Genomic DNA, 19387 nt, shown 5'->3' with positions numbered 1-19387 from the left:
CCCTGCCTAGGCCCACGCCGCACCGCAGTCTTCACAGGTCGCCGCAGACGGCGAGACCTGCTCACCGACCTTCGGTGAGTCGGGAAACCGACCGGCTGCTGTGTCACAGACTCCCGCGACGCGTCCATGCGAGGCGGGTGCACCGAGGCCGCCCGGCCACCTTGTTTTCGACTCCGGGCAGTCCCGGCCTATCGAGGGAAGGAATCCATTGAGCGACACCACCGACGTGACGTCGGATGTTTCCAACGTCGCTGGCGATGCCACCACCGCCGCCGCCCCCGCCCGTCGTCGGCGCAGCGGCACCGGCCTGTCGGCGATGCTGCTGCCGGAGCTGCAGAGCCTGGCCGCGTCGCTCGGCATCTCGGGCACGGCCCGCATGCGCAAGGGCGAGCTGATCAGCGCGATCTCCGAGCGGCAGGGCGGCGCCACCGCCGGGACCCCTCGACCGCGGGCCGAGGCCGCTGCCGCTCCCGCCCGTGAAGAGGCCCAGGCCGAGGTCCGCGAGAGCACCGAGCGGCCGGCGGCCGGGCGGCGTACCGCAGAGCAGGCTCCGGCGGAGCCGGCGGCGGCCGAGGCCGAGCCCCGTGGCCGGACCCGGCGCAGCCGGGCCGCCACCTCCGAAGCGCGGGCCGCGGAGGCCCGTCCGGCGGAGGCTCGTGAGGCGGAGGCCGCCCGTCCGGCGGAGGTTCGTCCGGCGGAGACGCGCGCGGACGAGGCCGAGGCCGGCGAGCGTGCCGACCGTGGCCGTGAGCGCGGCGAGCGTGCCGAGCGCGGCGACCGTGCCGAGCGCGGCGACCGTGCCGAGCGCGGCGACCGTGCGGAGCGGGGTGACCGTGCCGAGCGGGGTGACCGTGCGGAGCGCGGCGAGCGTGCGGAGCGCGGCGAGCGGGGCGAGCGCAACGAGCGCGGTGACCGTGCGGACCGCGGTGACCGCGCGGAGCGGGGTGACCGTGCCGAGCGCGGTGACCGTGCCGAGCGGAGCGAGCGCAACGAGCGGAGTGACCGCGGCGAGCGTGCGGAGCGCGGTGACCGCAACGAGCGGGGCGAGCGTGCCGAGCGGGGCGACCGTGACCGCAACGACCGCGGCGACCGGGGCCAGCGCGTCGAGCGTGACAACGACGGCGACGACGACGAGAGCGGTGGCCGGCGTGGCCGGCGCAGCCGGTTCCGGGACCGCCGCCGTGGCCGCGGTGAGCGCGCCGAGGGCGGCGACGGTGGCCGCGACGGCGGACGCGACGGCGGACGCGAGCCGCAGGTCGGTGAGGACGACGTGCTCGTCCCGGTGGCCGGCATCATCGACGTGCTCGACAACTACGCATTCGTACGGACCACCGGCTACCTGGCCGGCCCGAACGACGTCTACGTCTCCATGTCGCAGATCAAGAAGTACGGCCTGCGGCGCGGCGACGCCATCACCGGTGCGGTGCGCGCCTCGCGCGACGGCGAGCAGCGGCGGGACAAGTACAACCCGCTGGTGCGGCTGGACACCATCAACGGGATGGAGCCGGACGAGGCGAAGCGCCGGCCGGAGTTCTACAAGCTCACCCCGCTTTACCCGCAGGAGCGCCTGCGGCTGGAGACCGAGCCGCACATCCTCACCACCCGGGTCATCGACCTGGTCATGCCGCTCGGCAAGGGCCAGCGCGCGCTGATCGTGTCGCCGCCGAAGGCGGGTAAGACGATGGTGCTCCAGGCCATCGCGAACGCGATCACGCACAACAACCCGGAGTGCCACCTGATGGTGGTGCTGGTGGACGAGCGGCCCGAAGAGGTCACCGACATGCAGCGGTCGGTGAAGGGCGAGGTCATCGCGGCGACGTTCGACCGTCCGCCGCAGGACCACACCACCGTGGCCGAGCTGGCGATCGAGCGGGCGAAGCGCCTGGTCGAGCTGGGCCACGACGTGGTCGTGCTGCTCGACTCGGTGACCCGCCTCGGCCGCTCGTACAACCTGGCGGCGCCGGCCAGCGGCCGGATCATGTCGGGTGGTATCGACTCCACCGCGCTCTACCCGCCGAAGCGCTTCCTGGGTGCGGCCCGCAACATCGAGAACGGCGGCTCACTGACCATCCTCGCCACCGCGCTGGTGGAGACCGGGTCCATGGCGGACACGGTCATCTTCGAGGAGTTCAAGGGCACCGGCAACGCGGAGCTGAAGCTGGACCGGAAGATCGCCGACAAGCGCATCTTCCCGGCCATCGACATCCACCCGTCCGGCACGCGCAAGGAGGAGATCCTGCTCGCGCCGGAGGAACTGGCCATCATCCACAAGCTCCGGAAGGTCCTGCACTCGCTGGACTCGCAGGCGGCGCTGGACCTGCTGCTCGACAAGCTCAAGCAGACCCGTACCAACATCGAGTTCCTGATGCAGATCGCCAAGTCGACGCCGGGGGAGTGACCCTCCTCGGGTGAAACAGCGAGAAGGGCACGGCCACGAGGCCGTGCCCTTCTCGCGTCCCTGCCCGTCGGTTTCGTGGGTGAGCTTCGGTGCCGCATGCCGCATGCCGCATGCCGGTGCGATGCCGGGTGCCGGGCGTCGGGTTCCGCGTGCCGGGCGTCGGGCGTCGGGCGTCGGGTGCTGCGTACCGCAGACGGGCAGCCGGACGGTCCACCTTGCCAGCTCGCTTCCGTGACGATCGGTAACCTTCGCCTCGAAGAGCCCTCGTTGTGACTCTATGTGACTGAATTTGGGCGCGTGAAGAGCTTGCCGCTCCGGCCGTCGCTGCTGAGGGCCTGTGACCAGGTGATTCGTCGTGAGGCGCGATCCGGCTGCACCATCCTCCAGGTCCCCTTTGCTCTGCATCCACATAGGCACCGCTTACATGGCGTGTCCGGTGCGGATATGGATGCAGAGCAAAGGGGACGGAGCGAGGGGTGGAGCGGCGCGGATTCCCTCACTCTCCGTGACCGAATGTTGGTGGCCGTGCGGCCCCGGGCCGCACGCCGCAGGGCCGCACGCCGCAGGGCGGCCCCCTGAGCGCACGCCGCAGGGCGACCCCCGAGCGCACGCGCGGTGTGGGTGGCCGTGGGGCCCCGAGCGCATGTCGCGGTGTGGCCGTGAGTGCGGCGGTGAGGTCCGTGAGTGCGCCGTGAGGCCCGTGGGTGCGGCGGCGGGGCGCGCGGTCGCAGCACGTGCTGCCGGGTGGTGCGGTGCGGGGAGGTGCGGTGCGGCGCCCGCGCTCCGGAGGCCCGCGTTCCGAAGGGCGGTGCCGGCAATGGCGGGGACGACCGCCGGAAGGGTGGAGTTTTCCTTCGCTTTGGCCGGCAGCTATTGAAACTTCTATTCACCGTCCGGTTGACTGTCGCCCATGCGTACCCGCAGACGATCCGCCCGGCTCGCAGGCGTCCTGCTGCTGACGCCGCTGCTCACCCTGGCCGGCACTGTGCCGGCGAACGCCGGTGCGCCCGCTCCGGCCACCGACCCGTCCCTCACCGCCGCCGAGGACGCACCGCGCGCCTCCTCGTACTCCGCGGGCTCCGTGACGCTCGCCGGCGACGCGGCCGCGAGCATGTCGGCCACCGCGGCCCCGACCGGCGTGGAGCCGGCCGGCGGGCTGGAGACGGCGAAGACCACCCGCCCGGTCGCCCCGGGCCTCAACCTGACCTCCTTCGACCGGTACGACGCCGACGGCTGGCTGCGCGCGGACGCGCTGACCGCCGACCTCACCGGCGGCCTCACCGTGGACTACGTCAACTCCGGCGCGGTCAGCCGGGCCGAGCCGCTGCGCGGCGCCGTCGACGCGGCCCGTGCGGTCGCGGCCGTCAACGGCGACTTCTTCGACATCAACAACTCCGGTGCCGCGCAGGGCGTCGGCGTCCGCGACGGCCAGCTGGTCCAGTCCGCGGTCAGCGGGCACCGCAACGCCGTCGCGATCACCACCGAGGGGCTCGGCCGGGTCATCGAGGTGAACTTCGACGGCACCGCGACCCTGCCCACCGGTCCGGTGACGCTGACCCAGTTCAACAACATGATCCAGGCGAACGGGATCGGCGTGTTCACCGCGCTCTGGGGCTCGTACACCCGGCAGCGTGCGGTCGAGGGCGCCGCCCGCGTCACCGAGGTCACGGTGGTCGACGGCCGCGTCGCCACCGTCGCCGGCACGGCCGGAAGCGGGGCGGTCCCGGCCGGCACCACCGTGCTGCTCGGCCGCGACGCCGGCGCGGACGCCCTCGCCGGGCTGCGTCCCGGCGACGCGGTGACCGTCGCCTACCGGCCGAAGCCGGCCGACGGCAGCAACCTGCACGCGGCCGTCGGCGGCGGCAACGTGCTGGTCCGCGACGGGGTGGTGCAGAGCATCGCCGACGCGTCGCTGGCTCCGCGCACGTCCGTCGGCTTCTCCGCCGACGGCCGGCGCATGATCATGCTGACGGTGGACGGCCGGCAGGTCGACAGCCGGGGCGTCACCCAGACCGAGATGGGCCGCATGATGGCCGAGCTCGGCGCGCACCACGCGCTCAACCTCGACGGCGGCGGCTCCTCGACGCTGCTCGCCCGGGAGCCGGGCGCGGCGGCTGTGCAGGTGGAGAACAGCCCGTCCGACGGCAGCGAGCGGGCCGTGCCCAACGGCCTGGCCATCTACGCGCCCAAGGGCAGCGGCCGGCTCACCGGGTACTGGCTGGAGACCGCCAGCGACCCGACCACCGCCCCCGGCGTCGCGCCGGTGCGCGGCGGCCGGCCCGACCGCGTCTTCCCCGGCCTGACCCGCCAGCTCACCGCCGCCGGCCACGACGAGACGTACGGCCCGGCGGCCGGCGCGCCGACGTGGCGGGCCAACCCGGCGGCGCACGGCGTCGTCGACGGCAAGGGCCGCTTCCGGGCCCTCCTGCCCGGAAGCACCACGGTCACCGCCTCGCGGGGCGCGGCCCGTGGCACCCTCGACCTGACCGTGCTCGGGCCGCTGGCCCGGATCGACTCCACGGTGGACAGGGTCGGCCTGACCGGTGCCGAGGGCAGCGCGCTGTTCGGCGTCGTCGGCTACGACGCCGAGGGCAACACCGCCCCCATCGAGCCGGCCGACCTGAAGCTCGACTACGACAAGGACCTGCTGAAGATCGCCCCGACCGCCGACGGCAACCTCGCCGTCACCGCCCTGCGGGACACCGGCTCGGCGCTGGTCACCGTCCACGTCGGCCGGAGCAGCACCGTCCTGCCGGTCACCGTCGGGCTGACCGACGTGCCGGTGGCCGGCTTCGACGACGCGGCATCCTGGAAGTTCAGCCAGGCGCGGGCCAGCGGCGCGGTCGCGCCCGCGCCGGGCCGCACCGGCACGGGCCTGAAGATGACGTACGACTTCAGCCAGTCCACCGGCACCCGGGCCGCGTACGCGGACCCGCCCGCCTGGATCGCGGTGCCCGGCCAGCCGCAGGCGTTCGGCATGTGGATCCACGGCAACGGCACGGGGGAGTGGCCCAGCCTGCACCTGCACGACGCGCAGGACACCCAGCACGTGCTGCGCGGCCCGCTGATCACCTGGACGGGCTGGAAGTACGTCGAGTTCGCCGTACCCGCCGGGGTGCAGTACCCGGTGCGGATCCGCCGGTTCTACGTGGCGGAGACCAACGCCGCCGCGCAGTACCGCAGCGAGGTCATCATCGACGACCTGGTGGCGAAGGTGCCGCCGACGGTCGACGTGCCGGCCGAGAAGCCGCGTACCGACCGGGTGGTGCTGCGCGACGGCACCGTGGACGGGGCGCCCTGGCGCTTCGCCGTCCTGTCCGACGCGCAGTTCGTCGCGGCGAACCCGGACAGCGACCTGGTCGCCCAGGCCCGCCGTACGCTCCGCGAGGTCAAGGCCGCGAAGCCGGACTTCCTGGTGATCAACGGCGACTTCGTGGACACCGCCTACCCGGCGGACTTCGCGCTGGCCAAGCGGCTACTGGACGAGGAACTCGGCGGCGAGGTGCCGTACTACTACGTGCCCGGCAACCACGAGATCATGGGTGCCCCGATCGCCAACTTCCGGGCCGCCTTCGGCGACACCGAGCGCACCTTCGACCACAAGGGCACCCGGTTCGTCACGCTGAACTCGTCGACGGGTTCGCTGCGCGGCGGCGGCTTCGACCAGGTGCGGATGCTGCGCGAGGCGCTCGACTCGGCGACCGGTGACCCGGCCGTCAACTCGGTGGTCGTGCTGCACCACCACCCGCCGCGCGACCCGAGCCCGGCCAAGGCCAGCCAGCTCGGCGACCGGAAGGAGGCGGCCCTGCTGGAGCAGTGGCTGGCCGACTTCCAGCACCGCACCGGCAAGGGTGCCGCGTTCGTCGGCGGGCACGTCGGCACCTTCCACGCCGACCGGGTCGACGGGGTGCCGTACCTGATCAACGGCAACTCGGGGAAGAACCCTTCCACCCCGGCCGACCAGGGCGGCTTCACCGGGTGGACCGAGTTCGGGGTGGACCCGGTGAGCCCGGCCGAGGCCGACCGGGCCCGGCGCAACCCCCTCGTCGAGGGCCCGCGCTGGGTCAGCGCCGAGACGCACGCGCACGTCGACGCGCTCACGCTGACCGCCCCGGCCAGCGTCGCGGTCGGCGCCCCGGCGACGGTCACCGCCACGGTGACCCAGCCCGGCGGGCGTACGGTGCCGGTGGCGGCGCCGGTGAGCGCGGACTGGTCCGCCTCGCCGAACGTGCACGTCGGCTCGATCCTCGGGCTGAAGCCCTGGCATGTGGCCCGCTTCGACCCGGCCACCGGCAAGCTCACCGCCCTGCGCCCCGGCGCGCAGGTCAAGCTCGCCGTCGCGGTCAACGGGGCGCGGGCGGAGGCGACGATCACCCTGACGGCCGCCGCCGCGGCTCCCGCCGCCTGAGGTGTAAGGAAGTTGCCCTCGGCGGGTCGTGCCCCGGACGGGGTACGGCCCGCCGACGGCGGCCGTGCCGGGACGAATGCCCGGCCAGGCGTCGGGAATGCGGCAGGTGGGGCGTGCGTTGTCGATGCCGGACCAGCCGTGCGGCCCGACTGCCGGGTCGGCGTACGCCCATGGCACACTGGTCAATCGGCCACCGGTTCCGGTTCACGCCCGAGCCCGTCGCGCGCCGCGACGGACACCGACGGCGACCCGGCGACCATCCACGAGAGGACCGAGGCGAGATGAAGTCCAACATCCACCCGGAGTACGTGACCACCGAGGTCAGCTGCTCCTGCGGTAACACGTTCACCACCCGCAGCACCGCCAAGGGCGGCTCGATCCACGTCGAGACCTGCAGCGCCTGCCACCCGTTCTACACCGGCAAGCAGCGCGTCCTGGACACCGCGGGCCGGGTGGCGAAGTTCCAGCAGAAGTACGCCAAGGTTCAGGCCAAGAAGGCCAAGTAGCTCCTCGTTCGGCGCCCGCGTCCGGTTTCGTGCCGGACGCGGGCGCCGTCCGTATTCCCCCTGGTCCTGCCCCGTTCCCGTCGAAGGAGCCTCCCCCGCATGAGCAGCGAGCGCCTGGCCGCCCTCCTCGACGAGTACGCCGAGCTGGAGAAGCGGCTGGCGGACCCGGCCATCCACGCCGACCAGGGCACCGCCCGCCGGATCGGCCGCCGGTACGCCGAGCTGGTCCCGCTGCACAAGGCGGCCGGTGAGCTGGAGCAGGCCCGCGCCGACCTGGCCGCCGCCCGGGAGTTGGTCGCCGAGGACGCGTCCTTCGCCGCCGAGGCCGAGTCGATCGCGGAGAGCCTGCCGGCGCTGGAGCAGCGGCTGGCGGAGCTGCTGATCCCGCGCGACCCGCACGACGCCAAGGACGTGATCGTCGAGATCAAGGCGGGCGAGGGCGGCGAGGAGTCCGCGCTGTTCGCCGGCGACCTGCTGCGGATGTACACCCGCTACGCCGAGCGGCGCGGCTGGCTCACCGAGGTGCTCGACGCCCAGGACTCGGACCTGGGCGGGGTGAAGGACGTCTCGCTGGCGATCAAGACCAAGGGCGTGCCCGAGGGCGGCAACGGCGTCTGGTCCCGGCTGAAGTGGGAGGGCGGCGTGCACCGGGTGCAGCGCGTACCCGTCACGGAGTCGCAGGGCCGCATCCACACGAGCGCCGCCGGGGTGCTGGTGCTGCCGGAGGCCGAGGACGTCGACGTCACCATCGACCCGAACGAGCTGCGCATCGACGTGTTCCGCTCGTCGGGGCCCGGCGGCCAGTCGGTGAACACCACCGACTCGGCGGTACGGATCACGCACGTGCCGACCGGCATCGTGGTCTCCTGCCAGAACGAGAAGTCCCAGTTGCAGAACCGGGAGCAGGCGATGCGGATCCTGCGCGCCCGGCTGCTGGCGGCGGCCCAGGAGCAGGCCGACGCGGCCGCCTCGGACGCCCGCAAGGCGCAGGTGCGCACCGTGGACCGTTCCGAGCGGATCCGCACCTACAACTTCCCGCAGAACCGGATCACCGACCACCGGATCGGCTACACCGCGTACAACCTGGACCTGGCGCTCGCCGGTGACCTGGACGGGGTCCTCGACGCCCTCGCCGAGGCCGACCGCGCCGCCCGCCTGGCCGGCGACACCGAGCTGACCCGCCGCTGACCCCCGGGGCCCGACGGGGCGGCCGGGGTCAGGAGGCGCGGGGGCGGGTCTTCGCCGCCAGCATCGCGCGGTCGGCGGCCTCGAACGCGGTGCCGAGGGCGTCGCGCAGGCCGGGACCGGTGGCGCCCACCTCGGCGAAGCCGACGCTGACCCCGACCGGCGTGCCGGGGACCAGCGACTCCCAGTCCTCGGTGCGCACTGCGGCGTCGATGCGGCGGCCCACCTCGGCCGCCTCGGTCATCCCGGCGCCGGGCAGCACCACCACGAACTCGTCCCCGCCGTAGCGGGCCACGAAGTCGCCACGGCGCATCACCCGGTTGATCACCCCGGCGATGCGCTGGAGCACCAGGTCGCCGGAGTGGTGCCCGTGCCGGGTGTTGACGGCCTTGAAGCCGTCCAGGTCGCAGACGCCGATCACCACCCGGTCGCCGTGGGCGACCAGGGTGGCGATGTAGCGCTCCAGCCGCCGCCGGTTGGGCAGCCCGGTCAGCGGGTCGGTCAACGCCTCGCCCTCGAAGCGGGCCGCCTCGCGGCGCATCTCCTCGTGGTCGATGCGGGCGGCGATGCCGTCGATGTAGACGTCGCGGAGCCGGTCGTTGCGCTGGGCGGCCAGCCGGAACGCCAGCCGGTCGGCCCGGTGCGCGCCCGCGTGGTCGCCGGCGCGGGCCAGGGCGATGCTGCGCAGCCGGGCCGGTTCGGCCGCGCCCAGCGTCTCCGTGGAGACCTGGACGGTGTCCAGCCGGGTGACTGCCTCGATCGGCCGTCCCTCGGCGACGGCCAGGCAGACCTGACCGAGCTGGCGCATGTCGCGGGCGCGGGCGCTGTCGCCGCCATGGCCGAGCAGCCGGGCCGGGCCGGCCTTCGGGTCGGCGTCCCACCGGTCGCCGAGGGCCGCCCGCCGGGCGGCGGCGTAGCCGTACGCGGCCAGACTGCTGGGGCGCAGCTTCCCGGCCCGCCCGCTGCCCAGAAACCGGTCCAGGTCGGCGGCGACGTCGCGCAGCACCCGCAGGCAGCCGTCGCTGTCGCCGTTGTGGTCCAGGGCGACGGCGTTGCGCAGTCGGATCCCGGGGGCGGCGAAGGTCTCCTCCGGGATCTCGGCGGCGCTGCCGAGCTGCCGCGCCCGTTCGATGGCGCCGAGGGCGTAGCCGTGGAAGCTGAGGTACGAGTAGGCCATCGCCAGGTCGTGCCAGCCCCACGCGGTGTCCCGGTCGGGGTCCGCCACGGCGCCCAACGCCCGGGCGGCCTTCACCAGGTGGGTGACGCAGCGGTCCAGTGCGCCCTGGTGGTGCGCGGCGAGGGCGGCCAGCGCGTTGAGGTGCCCGAGCAGGTAGGGCTCGGCGAGGTCGCGGACGGCGGTGGAGGCCTCCTCGACGGCCCGGGTGTACTCCGCCGTCCGCCCGAGGTTGATCACCGCGGAGAGGCGCTGCACCAGGGCGTCGGCCCGCGCGTACGGGTCGGTGGTGGTGGCGACGACCCGGTCGAGGATCGCGTACGCCTCGGCGGAGCGGCTGGACTCCTGGAGGGCCCGCGCCCGCGTCAGGGCGTCAACCTGGTCGGTGACCCGGTCGAGCCAACCCACCGCGACCTCCTGTCGGTGTGCGTCCGGACGCATCCGCTCGTGATGTCCAGCGCGACGCCCCATGATTATCTCGTGACCACCGTGCCGCAACACCCGTCCGAAGGGACGAGACGGCAGCGCCCTTCCGTGGCGTTGGCCCGGGCGTCCCGGGCCCTCGCCGACGCCGGTATCGCCTCGCCCCGCGCCGAGGCGGAGCAGTTGGCCGCGTACGTGCTGGCGGTGCCCCGGGGGCGGCTGGCGCTGGCCGACGACCTCACGGCCGACCAGCTCGACCGGTTCGACGAGCTGGTCGCGCGGCGGGCCGGGCGGGAACCCTTGCAGCATCTCACCGGCAGTGCCGGCTTCCGGCACCTGGAACTGGCCGTCGGGCCGGGCGTCTTCGTGCCCCGGCCCGAGACGGAGCTGCTCGCCGGCTGGGGCATCGCGCAGGGCCGGCGCCTGGGCGCCGCGCTGGTGGTGGACCTGTGCAGCGGCTCGGGGGCGATCGCCCTCTCGGTGGCCCAGGAGCTGCCGGCGGCCCGGGTGGTGGCGGTGGAACGGTCGGCGGCGGCGCTGCCCTGGCTGCGGCGCAACGCGGCGGCCCGCGCCGAGGCGGGGGACCGGCCGATCGAGGTGGTGGCGGCGGACGTCACCGCCGCCGACCTGCTCGCCGACCTGGTGGGCCGGGTCGACGTGCTGCTCTGCAACCCGCCGTACGTGCCGTCGGGGGTGGCCGTACCCCCGGAGGTGGGCCGGCACGATCCGGCGAACGCGGTCTTCGGCGGTGGGGACGGCCTGGCGGTGATCCGCCCGGTGATCGCGCGGGCGGCGGCGCTGCTGCGCCCGGGCGGCGTGTTCGGCGTGGAGCACGACGACACGCACGGCACGGCGGTGCCCGACCTGCTCGCCGCGGACGGCCGGTTCGAGGCGGTCGCCGGCCACCTGGACCTGGCCGGACGGCCCCGCTTCGCGACCGCGTCCCGCCGGGCGGACGGCCAGCACGCCGCCGTCGCCGCGACGTGGCAGACTGACTCCTCGTGATGCTCTACGACTGCCGGTCGCCCGCCGACCGGGACCGCGGCATCGCCGCTGCCATCGAGGCGGTCAAGAACGGCGAGCTGGTCGTCCTGCCGACCGACACGGTCTACGGGATCGGCGCGGACGCGTTCACCCCGTACGCGGTCAAGGCCCTGCTGGACGCCAAGGGTGGCCGTCAGGTGCCGCCGCCCGTGCTGATCGGCTCCCGGCACACCCTCGACGGCCTGGTCTACTCGCTGCCCCAGGCGGCCCGGGACCTCGTCGAGGCGTTCTGGCCCGGGGCGCTGACCATCATCGTGGCCCACTCGCCCAGCCTGCGCTGGGACCTCGGCGACTCCTCCGGCACGGTGGCGGTGCGGATGCCGCTGCACCCGGTGGCGCTGGAGGTGCTGCGCGAGACCGGCCCGATGGCGGTCGCCTCGGCCAACAAGACCGGCCAGCCGGCCGCCCTCACCGCCGAGGAGGCCCGCGACCAGCTCTCCTACTCGGTGCGGGCCTACCTGGAGGCCGGGCCGTGCCCGGATCCGGTGCCGAGCACGATCGTGGACCTCACCGGCGAGGTGCCGCAGCTTCTCCGCCAGGGCGCCGTCGGGCTGGAGAAGCTCCGCGACGTGGTGCCCGACATCCTCGTCGGCCAGGGGGTCTGAGTGCCTCCGTTCACCGTGCTGCACGTGTGCATGGGCAACATCTGCCGCTCCCCGATGGCCGAGCGGCTGCTGGCCCTCGCCGTCCGGGAACGGCTGGCCCGCCGCGAGGTCGACCCGGAGCGCGCCGACGAGCTGCTGCACAGCCACAGCGCCGGCACCGGCGGCTGGCACGCCGGCGAGGAGATGAACCCGCCGGCGTCGCGCCAGGTGACCTCCCGGGGCGGCAGCGTCGCCGGCTTCGCCGCGCGCAAGCTGCGGTCGGACCACATCGACGCCGCCGACCTCGTCCTGACCGCCACCGCCGACCAGCAGGAGTACGTGGTGGCGCTGCGTCCCGACGCCGAGGCGCGCACGTTCGTGCTGGGCGAGTTCGGCCGGCTGCTCGCCGGTGTGGACGCCGCCGCGCTGCCGGCGGCCGGGGCGACCCCCGACGCGGTGTACGCGCGCGGCGTGGCCCTGGTGGAGGCCGCCCACGCCGCCCGGCTGGGCACCACCTCGCTGCCCACCGACGATCTCGACGATCCGTGGGGGCGCGGCGACCAGTGCTTCAGCCGGGTCGCCGACGAGATCGAGGAGAGCGTCCACCCCCTCGCCGCGGTGCTCCTGCCGTAACCCGCCCGAGGTACCCGCCCGCGTGAGTTTCCTGCGGGTTTGGGGGAAAGGGGCGGTCCAGAGGGGCTTTCGGGTCATTCTGAGTGGGTCCTGACCGGCTCCTGCGGGGAGAGCTGATGACCCGGGCACGCCTCGACAAAGTGTTCACCGTGCTGCTCGCCGGCTCGCTGGCCGGGCTGGCGCTCGCGGTGGCGGCCCTCCCGGCCGCGCTGGTCTTCGGGATCGGGTTCTCGGCGCTCGCCGCGCCGTACTCGGAGTTGCCGAACACGCTGCGCACGCCGCCCACGCCCCAGCGCTCGAACCTCTACGCCAACGACGGCAAGACGCTGATCACCTCCTTCTACCAGGAGGACCGGGTGGACGTGCCGCTGGCGGAGGTGGCGCCGGTGATGCGGCAGGCGGTCATCGCCGCCGAGGACACCCGGTTCCACGAGCACAGCGGGGTCGACCTGCGCGGCGTGGCGCGGGCCTTCACCGTCAACCGGGGGGCCGGGGAGACCCGGCAGGGCGCGTCCACGCTGACCATGCAGTACGTCCGCAACGTGCTCAGCAACGACCCCCGGCTGAGCGAGCGGCAGCGGGCCGCCGCCACCGAGCTCAGCACCGCGCGCAAGATCCAGGAGATGCGGTACGCACTGGCCCTGGAACGGGAGCTGAGCAAGGACGAGATCCTCGCCCGCTACCTCAACATCGCCTACTTCGGCGCGGGCGCGTACGGGGTGGGCGCCGCGAGCCGCCGCTACTTCTCGAAGCCGCCGGCGGACCTCACCCTGGCCGAGGCGGCGCTGCTGGCCGGCCTGGTCCGCTCCCCGCACACCGACGACCCGATCAACGGCGACGCGGACGCGGCGCTCGCCCGCCGGGCGTACGTGCTGGACCGGCTGGTGGAGTCCGGGCAGGTCCCCGCCGAGGCGGCGGACCGGGCCAGGGCGGAGCAGTTGAAGCTGCGCCCCAGCCAGACGCCGAACGACTGCACGGCGGTGCCGGCGGAGCACAACGACTGGGGCTTCTTCTGCGACTGGTTCACCCGCTGGTGGAACGCCCAGCCGGCGTTCGGCGCGACGGTCGACGAGCGGCAGCTCACGCTGCGCCGGGGCGGGTTCTCCATCGTCTCCTCGCTCGACCCGGCGGTGCAGCGCGCCACCACCGAGCAGGTGCGCCGGATCTACTCGGTGGACGACCGCCGGGCGGCGCCGACGGCGGTGGTCCAGCCCGGCACGGGCCGGGTCCTCGCGATGGCGGTGAACCGCAACTACGGCGTGGCCGACAACCCGGCCGGGCAGAAGAACCACCCGAACACGGTCAACCAGTTGGTCGCCGGGGGCGGGGCGATCGAGGGTTACCAGGCCGGCTCCACGTTCAAGGTCTTCACGATGCTGGCCGCGCTGGAGTCCGGGCTGCCGCTGAGCACGGAGTTCGACGCGCCGGAGCGGATCGTGACCGACTACTCGGCGAGCGGGGCGGCGAGCTGCGACGGGTACTGGTGCCCGCGCAACGCCAGCGACCTGATGGACGGCCGGCACACCATGTGGACCGCCTTCGGCGAGTCGGTCAACACGTACTTCGCCTGGCTGACCGAGCGGGTCGGCGCGGACCGGGTGGTGGAGATGGCCGAGCGGCTCGGCATCGTCTTCCGTGCCGAGGACGACGCGCGGCTGGCCCGCCACGGCGCGCGCGAGTGGGGGCCGTTCACCCTCGGGGTCTCCGCCACCACCCCGCTCGACCTGGCCGGCGCGTACGCCGCCGTGGCGGCCGAGGGCTCGTGGTGCGCGCCGCTGCCGGTCGTCTCGATCGCCGACGCCGCCGGCCGCCCGGTGGCCGCCGCGCGGACGCACTGCCGGCAGGCGGTGGACCCGGACGTGGCCCGGGCGGCGGCCGACGCGGCCCGCTGCGTGGTCGGCGACCAGTCGATGTACCGGGAGTGCGACGGCGGCACCGCGGAGGGGCTGCGTCGGCAGCTCGGCCGGCCGGTGGCGGGCAAGACGGGCAGCTCGGACGGGTACGCGACGGAGACCGTGGTCGCTTTCACCCCGCAGTTGGCGGTCGCCTCGATCGCCGCGAACCCCGACGACCCGCGCGACGCGGTGGGCCAGCGGGTGCAGGGGCAGCTGGTCGAGGCGGTGGGGGAGGTGCTCGCCTTCGCGCTGCGCGACGAGCCCGTCCGCGACTTCGTGCCGCCCAGCGAGGAGACCGCCTTCCGGCTCACCGGCGCCCGCGCCGGCAACTGAGACCGGCGGGCCGCAGGGGCGCGGGCGGCTCAGCGGCGCGGGGGCGCGGCCACGGGCCGGCGGGCCGCCTGCTCGGCCTGGCGGGCGATGTTGCGGGCCATCCCGCCGAAGACCACCGCGTGGAAGGGCGCCACCGCGCCCCAGTACGCGTGCCCGGGCAGCCCGCGCGGCAGGAACACCGCCCGCTGCTGGTAGCGGCTGCCCTCGCCGTCCACCCGGAGCACCCGCATCTCCAGCCAGGCCCGGCCCGGCAGCCGCATCTCGGCGCGCAGCCGCAGCAGCTCGCCGGGCACGATCTCCTCCACCCGCCAGAAGTCCAGCGCCTCGCCGACCTGGAGGCGGTGCGGGTCGCGCCGGCCCCGGCGCAGTCCCACGCCGCCGATCAGCCGGTCCAGCCAGCCGCGGACCGACCAGGCCAGCGGGAACGAGTACCAGCCGTGCTCCCCGCCGACGCCCTCGACGACCCGCCACAGCTCCTCCGGCGGTGCGTGCACCGCCCGCTCGCGGAGGTCGGTGTAGGCGGTCCCGCCGGACCACTCCGGGTCGCTGGGCAGCGGCTCGGCCGGCGCGTCGGGGCCGCTCGCGGTCGACCAGCGGGTCTCCACCTCGCCGTCGCGGACCTTCGCCAGGGCCGCCGCGACCGCCTGGTCGAAGCCGGTCAGCCCCTCCGGCGGGTCGGGCACGTACGCGGCGATGTCGTGCTCGTGGGCGACGGCCTCGTGGACCAGGCTCTCCACCAGCGGTCGGGCGATCGCGTTCGGCACCGGCGTGACGAGCCCGACCCAGTGCGAGGAGAGCGACGGCGTCAGCGGTCGCACCGGCACGATGGTCCGCCGGCGCAGCCCGGCCACCCGCGCGTACCGCTGCATCATGTCCTGGAAGGTGAGGATGTCCGGCCCGCCGATGTCGAAGGCGCGGTTGACCTCCGGCGGCAGGTGCGCGCAGCCGGCCAGGTAGCGCAGCACGTCCCGGACGGCGATCGGCTGGATCCGGTTGCGGACCCAGCGGGGGGTGACCATGGCCGGCAGCCGCTCGGTCAGGTAGCGCAGCATCTCGAACGAGGCCGACCCGGACCCGATGATCACCGCGGCCCGCAGCACCGCCGTCGGCACCCCGCTGTCGAGCAGGATCCGCCCCACCTCGGCCCGGGAGCGCAGGTGCGCCGACGGGACCTCCCGGTCCGCCGCCGGCTCCGGCCCGCCCAGGTAGACGATCCGGCGTACGCCCGCGGCGCGCGCGGCCTCGGCGAACCGGGTGGCGGCCTCCCGGTCGGCGGCCTCGAAGCCGGCCTGGCCGAGCGAGTGCACCAGGTAGTAGGCGACGTCCACGCCCGCGAACGCGGCGGGCAGCGTCTCCGGCCTGCGCAGGTCGCCCTCGACGATCTCCGTCTGCGCCGCCCACGGCACGTCCCGCAGCCGTCCCGCCTTGCGGGCGAGGCAGCGCACCGTGTGCCCCTCGGCCAGCAGCCGGGGCGTCAGCCGCCCGCCGATGTAACCTGTTGCTCCCGTGACCAGGCATCTCACGGTCTCCAGTGTGCGGCCCAATAGACTCTGGCGTCGTGGCTACTGAGACGAGCACCTTCTGGGGGCCGGACTTCGACCAGCTCCGCGCGACCGACCCGGAGATCGCCGGGGTGGTGCTCGGCGAGCTGGACCGGCTCCGGGGCGGCCTGCAACTGATCGCCAGTGAGAACCTCACCTCGCCGGCGGTGCTGGCCGCGCTCGGCTCGACCCTGACCAACAAGTACGCCGAGGGCTACCCGGGCCGGCGCTACTACGGCGGCTGCGCCGAGGTCGACCGGGCCGAGGAGATCGGCATCGCGCGGGCGAAGGAGCTCTTCGGCGCCGAGCACGCCAACCTCCAGCCGCACTCGGGGGCGAGCGCCAACCTGGCCGCGTACGCGGCGCTGGTCCAGCCGGGGGACACGGTGCTCGCCATGGACCTGCCGCACGGCGGCCACCTCACCCACGGCAGCCGGGTCAACTTCTCCGGCAAATGGTTCCACACGGTCGGCTACACGGTCCGGCGCGACACCGAGCTGATCGACTACGACGAGGTACGCGACCTGGCCCTCGCGCACCGGCCCAAGATGATCATCTGTGGCGCGACGGCTTACCCGCGGTTGATCGACTTCGCGCGGTTCCGCGAGATCGCCGACGAGGTCGGGGCGTACCTGATGGTCGACGCCGCGCACTTCATCGGGCTGGTCGCCGGGAAGGCCGTCCCGTCGCCGGTGCCGCACGCCGACGTCGTCTGCCTCACCACGCACAAGGTGCTGCGCGGGCCGCGCGGCGGCATGATCCTGTGCCGGGAGTCGCTGGCCCAGCGCATCGACAAGGCGGTCTTCCCGTTCACCCAGGGCGGCCCGCTGATGCACGCCGTCGCCGCCAAGGCGGTCGCGCTGCGCGAGGCCGCCCAGCCCGAGTTCCGGGCCTACGCCGAGCGCGTGGTGGCGAACGCGCGGGTGCTCGCCGCGGGGCTGGCCGACGAGGGGATGCGCCCGGTCTCCGGGGGCACCGACACCCACCTCGCCCTTGTCGACCTGCGCGAGGTCGGGGTCACCGGCGCGGACGCCGAGGCGCGCTGCGACGCCGCCGGCATCACCCTGAACAAGAACGCGATCCCGTACGACCCGCAGAAGCCGATGGTCGCCTCGGGCATCCGGGTGGGCACCCCGAGCGTCACCACCCAGGGCATGCGCGAGCCGGAGATGCGCCAGGTCGCCTCGCTGATCGCCCGCGCCGTGCGCACCGATCCGGCCGCCCCCGGGGGCGCCGACACCCTTGCCGCGCTCGCCGGCGAGGTCGCCGAGCTGGTCGCCGCCTTCCCGGCGTACCCCCGATGAGCGAGCCGCGCGCGGGCGAGCCGGGCGCCATCCGGTCCCGGCTGCCGCACCTGCGCCTGCCGCTGCTGGCCTGCGCGGTGCTCGCGCTGGTCGGGGTCCCGGCCGCGGCGGTGCTGCGGGGCGGCACCGGCGCGGCCGGGGTGGCCGCCGGGATCGCGCTGGTCGTCGTCAGCTACCTGGTCTCCGGCCTCTCGGTGGCCTGGGCCGACGCCGTCAACCCTCGGATGATCATGTCGGTGGGGCTGGTCACCTACGCCACGAAGATCGTGGTGCTCGGGGTGGCGATGGCCGCCGTGGCGGCCACCGGCTGGCCCGGCCTGCCGGACATGGGGGTGGCCATCATCGCGGCCGTGGTGGTCTGGACGGGCGCCCACCTGGGCTGGGCCATGCGTACGCCGCTGCCCACGTTCGAGCGACGCGGTGAGTGAGCGTTCTGTCGGATCTGCGTCCGGCATTTCGGGCTGCCGCGGCGGGCCGCACGGGAGTAACCTGACCAACGACTTTCGCGCCCGCGCCATGGCCCGCACGCTGTTCGCAGTGTGGGGGGTGCCGCACACTCCCGCGCGTCCCTGCTGATATTGTTCGCCACGTCATGGCCGAAGACCCACACCCCCGCAGGTCCGACGACCCTTCGTCGGAAGGCGCGGCAGGTGCCGTTCTGGGCTACCTACTCGCCGGCATCGTGGTGTGGGGCTTCCTCGGGTGGTTGGCGGAGCGTTTTCTCGATCTGCGAACCGGCGTCGGGGTCGCCCTCGGCATGATCTTCGGCGCGGCCGGAGCGATTTACCTGATCATGAAGAGGCTCAGTGCTTGAGTGCCGGCACGCGCGGGTCTGTCGAGTGCGGAGGATGACACGGTGAGTGGACAGCTCGTCGCCGCAGAGGGGCTTCCCTGGCCCCCCAGCGTCGGAGATTTCTACCCGCCGGACGTGGCTGGCCCCTGGGTCACCAAGTTCGGGATCATGGTCTGGCTCGCGGTCGCGTTGCTGATCATCTTCTTCATGGTCGCCTACCGGAAGCCCAAGCTGGTCCCCGGTAAGGCCCAGTGGTACGCGGAGTCGGTCTACGGCCTGGTCCGGGACAACATCGCCCGCGAGCAGATGGGCAACGCGGGCATCCGCTTCGCGCCCTACTTCACGGTGCTGTTCAGCTTCATCGTGCTGACCAACCTCTTCGCCATCGTGCCCGGGTTGCAGATCTCGCCGAACTCGCACATCGCGTTCCCCATCGTGCTCGCCGCGATCTCCTACGTGATGTACCTCTACATCGGCGCCCGCAAGCACGGCCTCGGCAAGTACCTCAAGATGAGCCTGATCATCCCGAACGTGCCGTGGCCCATGCACATCCTGCTGATCCCGATCGAGTTCATGCAGACGTTCATCGTCCGCCCCGTCACGCTGGCCCTGCGGCTCTTCGCGAACCTGTTCGCCGGCCACCTGCTGCTGCTGGTCTTCACCATCGGCGGCTTCGTGATGCTCAACTCGAGCAGCCTGTTCATCCAGGTGACCTCGGTCTTCTCCTTCCTGATGGCGATCGTGATGGCCTTCTTCGAGGTGCTGGTCGCCGTCCTGCAGGCCTACGTCTTCGTCACGCTGAGCGCGAACTACATCGGAAGTTCGCTCGCCGACGAGCACTGATCGGGCTCGGCGGGCCACCCGGCCCGACCAAGCTTCTGGTACCGACCCGCGTACGCGTGAAACCTCACGCGTCGAACAGGAGGAATACCCGCAATGACTGTTCTTGCCGAGATCGGCGGTAGCGTCAACACCATCGGCTACGGCCTCGCCGCCATCGGCCCCGGTATCGGTGTCGCCCTGGTCTTCGCGGCCTACATCCAGTCGAGCGCGCGCCAGCCGGAGTCCGCCGGCTACAACCGCACCTGGCTGATCCTGGGCTTCGCCCTGGTCGAGGCGCTCGCGCTGTTCGGCCTGGTGCTCGCCTTCGCTGTCGGCGGCTGACG

At 73.8% G+C, this 19387-nt stretch carries 15 protein-coding genes; 13 read left to right on the top strand and 2 right to left on the bottom strand.

The features are described 5' to 3' along the window. Positions 1-208: 208 nt before the first annotated feature. The 4 genes from rho (at position 209) to prfA (ending at position 8500) form a co-directional block, all read left to right on the top strand. Entirely contained in the window at positions 209-2398 is a 2190-nt protein-coding gene (gene rho, locus AB0B83_RS06120; protein ID WP_357577221.1) for a transcription termination factor Rho, read from the top strand. Between the two features lie 910 nt (positions 2399-3308). After that, positions 3309-6806 (top strand): phosphodiester glycosidase family protein, encoded by a 3498-nt coding sequence (locus AB0B83_RS06115; RefSeq protein ID WP_357577220.1) that lies wholly within the window; start codon positions 3309-3311, stop codon positions 6804-6806. Between the two features lie 281 nt (positions 6807-7087). Then, positions 7088-7312 (top strand): 50S ribosomal protein L31, encoded by a 225-nt coding sequence (rpmE, locus tag AB0B83_RS06110; protein WP_088998650.1) that lies wholly within the window; start codon positions 7088-7090, stop codon positions 7310-7312. A 99-nt stretch (positions 7313-7411) separates the two neighbouring features. Continuing rightward, the gene (gene prfA / locus AB0B83_RS06105; RefSeq protein ID WP_357577219.1) at positions 7412-8500 is read left to right on the top strand and encodes a peptide chain release factor 1; all 1089 of its coding nucleotides are present in this window, start codon (positions 7412-7414) and stop codon (positions 8498-8500) included. Between the two features lie 28 nt (positions 8501-8528). On the opposite strand, the gene AB0B83_RS06100 is transcribed toward prfA, so the two are convergent. Further along, entirely contained in the window at positions 8529-10079 is a 1551-nt protein-coding gene (locus AB0B83_RS06100; protein WP_357577266.1) for a GGDEF domain-containing protein, read from the bottom strand. A 72-nt stretch (positions 10080-10151) separates the two neighbouring features. On the opposite strand from AB0B83_RS06100, the gene prmC reads away from it, so the two are divergent. From prmC to AB0B83_RS06080, 4 genes are all read left to right on the top strand, one after another. Further along, the gene (gene prmC, locus AB0B83_RS06095; RefSeq protein WP_357577218.1) at positions 10152-11099 is read left to right on the top strand and encodes a peptide chain release factor N(5)-glutamine methyltransferase; all 948 of its coding nucleotides are present in this window, start codon (positions 10152-10154) and stop codon (positions 11097-11099) included. Beyond that, entirely contained in the window at positions 11099-11743 is a 645-nt protein-coding gene (locus AB0B83_RS06090) for an L-threonylcarbamoyladenylate synthase (RefSeq protein ID WP_151452912.1), read from the top strand. Before prmC ends, AB0B83_RS06090 begins: the two co-directional genes overlap by 1 nt. Next, on the top strand, positions 11744-12355 hold the full coding sequence (locus tag AB0B83_RS06085) for a phosphotyrosine protein phosphatase (RefSeq protein WP_357577217.1): 612 nt from the start codon (positions 11744-11746) through the stop codon (positions 12353-12355). Positions 12356-12471: 116 nt separating this feature from the next. Beyond that, on the top strand, positions 12472-14583 hold the full coding sequence (locus AB0B83_RS06080; RefSeq protein WP_357577216.1) for a transglycosylase domain-containing protein: 2112 nt from the start codon (positions 12472-12474) through the stop codon (positions 14581-14583). Positions 14584-14612: 29 nt separating this feature from the next. Here the strand turns inward: AB0B83_RS06080 and AB0B83_RS06075 are convergent, their stop codons facing one another. Beyond that, positions 14613-16106 carry an SDR family oxidoreductase gene (locus AB0B83_RS06075; RefSeq protein ID WP_357577215.1) on the bottom strand — a complete coding sequence of 498 codons (1494 nt, stop codon included), beginning with the start codon at positions 16104-16106 and terminating at the stop codon, positions 14613-14615. 35 nt (positions 16107-16141) lie between these two features. Between AB0B83_RS06075 and glyA the strand changes: the two genes are divergently transcribed. The 5 genes from glyA to atpE all read left to right on the top strand — a co-directional run bounded on the left by glyA (position 16142) and on the right by atpE (position 19385). After that, positions 16142-17428 (top strand): serine hydroxymethyltransferase, encoded by a 1287-nt coding sequence (glyA, locus tag AB0B83_RS06070; RefSeq protein WP_357577214.1) that lies wholly within the window; start codon positions 16142-16144, stop codon positions 17426-17428. After that, positions 17425-17856 carry a hypothetical protein gene (locus tag AB0B83_RS06065; RefSeq protein WP_357577213.1) on the top strand — a complete coding sequence of 144 codons (432 nt, stop codon included), beginning with the start codon at positions 17425-17427 and terminating at the stop codon, positions 17854-17856. The genes glyA and AB0B83_RS06065 overlap by 4 nt, the downstream gene beginning before the upstream one ends. Before the next feature lie 164 nt (positions 17857-18020). Next, entirely contained in the window at positions 18021-18242 is a 222-nt protein-coding gene (locus tag AB0B83_RS06060; protein WP_132231195.1) for a hypothetical protein, read from the top strand. Then, positions 18243-19064 (top strand): F0F1 ATP synthase subunit A, encoded by an 822-nt coding sequence (gene atpB / locus AB0B83_RS06055; RefSeq protein ID WP_357577212.1) that lies wholly within the window; start codon positions 18243-18245, stop codon positions 19062-19064. Between the two features lie 93 nt (positions 19065-19157). After that, positions 19158-19385, top strand: a complete 228-nt coding sequence (gene atpE / locus AB0B83_RS06050; RefSeq protein ID WP_088998660.1) for an ATP synthase F0 subunit C — start codon at positions 19158-19160, stop codon at positions 19383-19385. The last annotated feature ends 2 nt before the right edge of the window (positions 19386-19387 follow it).

Origin of the sequence: Micromonospora sp. NPDC049060 (assembly GCF_040649055.1) — a bacterium.
GTDB classification, from domain to species: Bacteria; Actinomycetota; Actinomycetes; order Mycobacteriales; family Micromonosporaceae; genus Micromonospora; species Micromonospora reichwaldensis.
This window is presented reverse-complemented; position numbering and strand designations above follow the sequence as displayed.

Bases quoted from the DNA above. Each gene is read 5' to 3' on its own strand.
- AB0B83_RS06090 (WP_151452912.1), top strand. From the start codon at position 11,099: ATGCTCTACGACTGCCGGTCGCCCGCCGACCGGGACCGCGGCATCGCC.
- AB0B83_RS06060 (WP_132231195.1), top strand. From the start codon at position 18,021: ATGGCCGAAGACCCACACCCCCGCAGGTCCGACGACCCTTCGTCGGAA.
- atpE (WP_088998660.1), top strand. From the start codon at position 19,158: ATGACTGTTCTTGCCGAGATCGGCGGTAGCGTCAACACCATCGGCTAC.
- rpmE (WP_088998650.1), top strand. From the start codon at position 7,088: ATGAAGTCCAACATCCACCCGGAGTACGTGACCACCGAGGTCAGCTGC.
- prfA (WP_357577219.1), top strand. From the start codon at position 7,412: ATGAGCAGCGAGCGCCTGGCCGCCCTCCTCGACGAGTACGCCGAGCTG.
- AB0B83_RS06115 (WP_357577220.1), top strand. From the start codon at position 3,309: ATGCGTACCCGCAGACGATCCGCCCGGCTCGCAGGCGTCCTGCTGCTG.
- AB0B83_RS06080 (WP_357577216.1), top strand. From the start codon at position 12,472: ATGACCCGGGCACGCCTCGACAAAGTGTTCACCGTGCTGCTCGCCGGC.
- AB0B83_RS06065 (WP_357577213.1), top strand. From the start codon at position 17,425: ATGAGCGAGCCGCGCGCGGGCGAGCCGGGCGCCATCCGGTCCCGGCTG.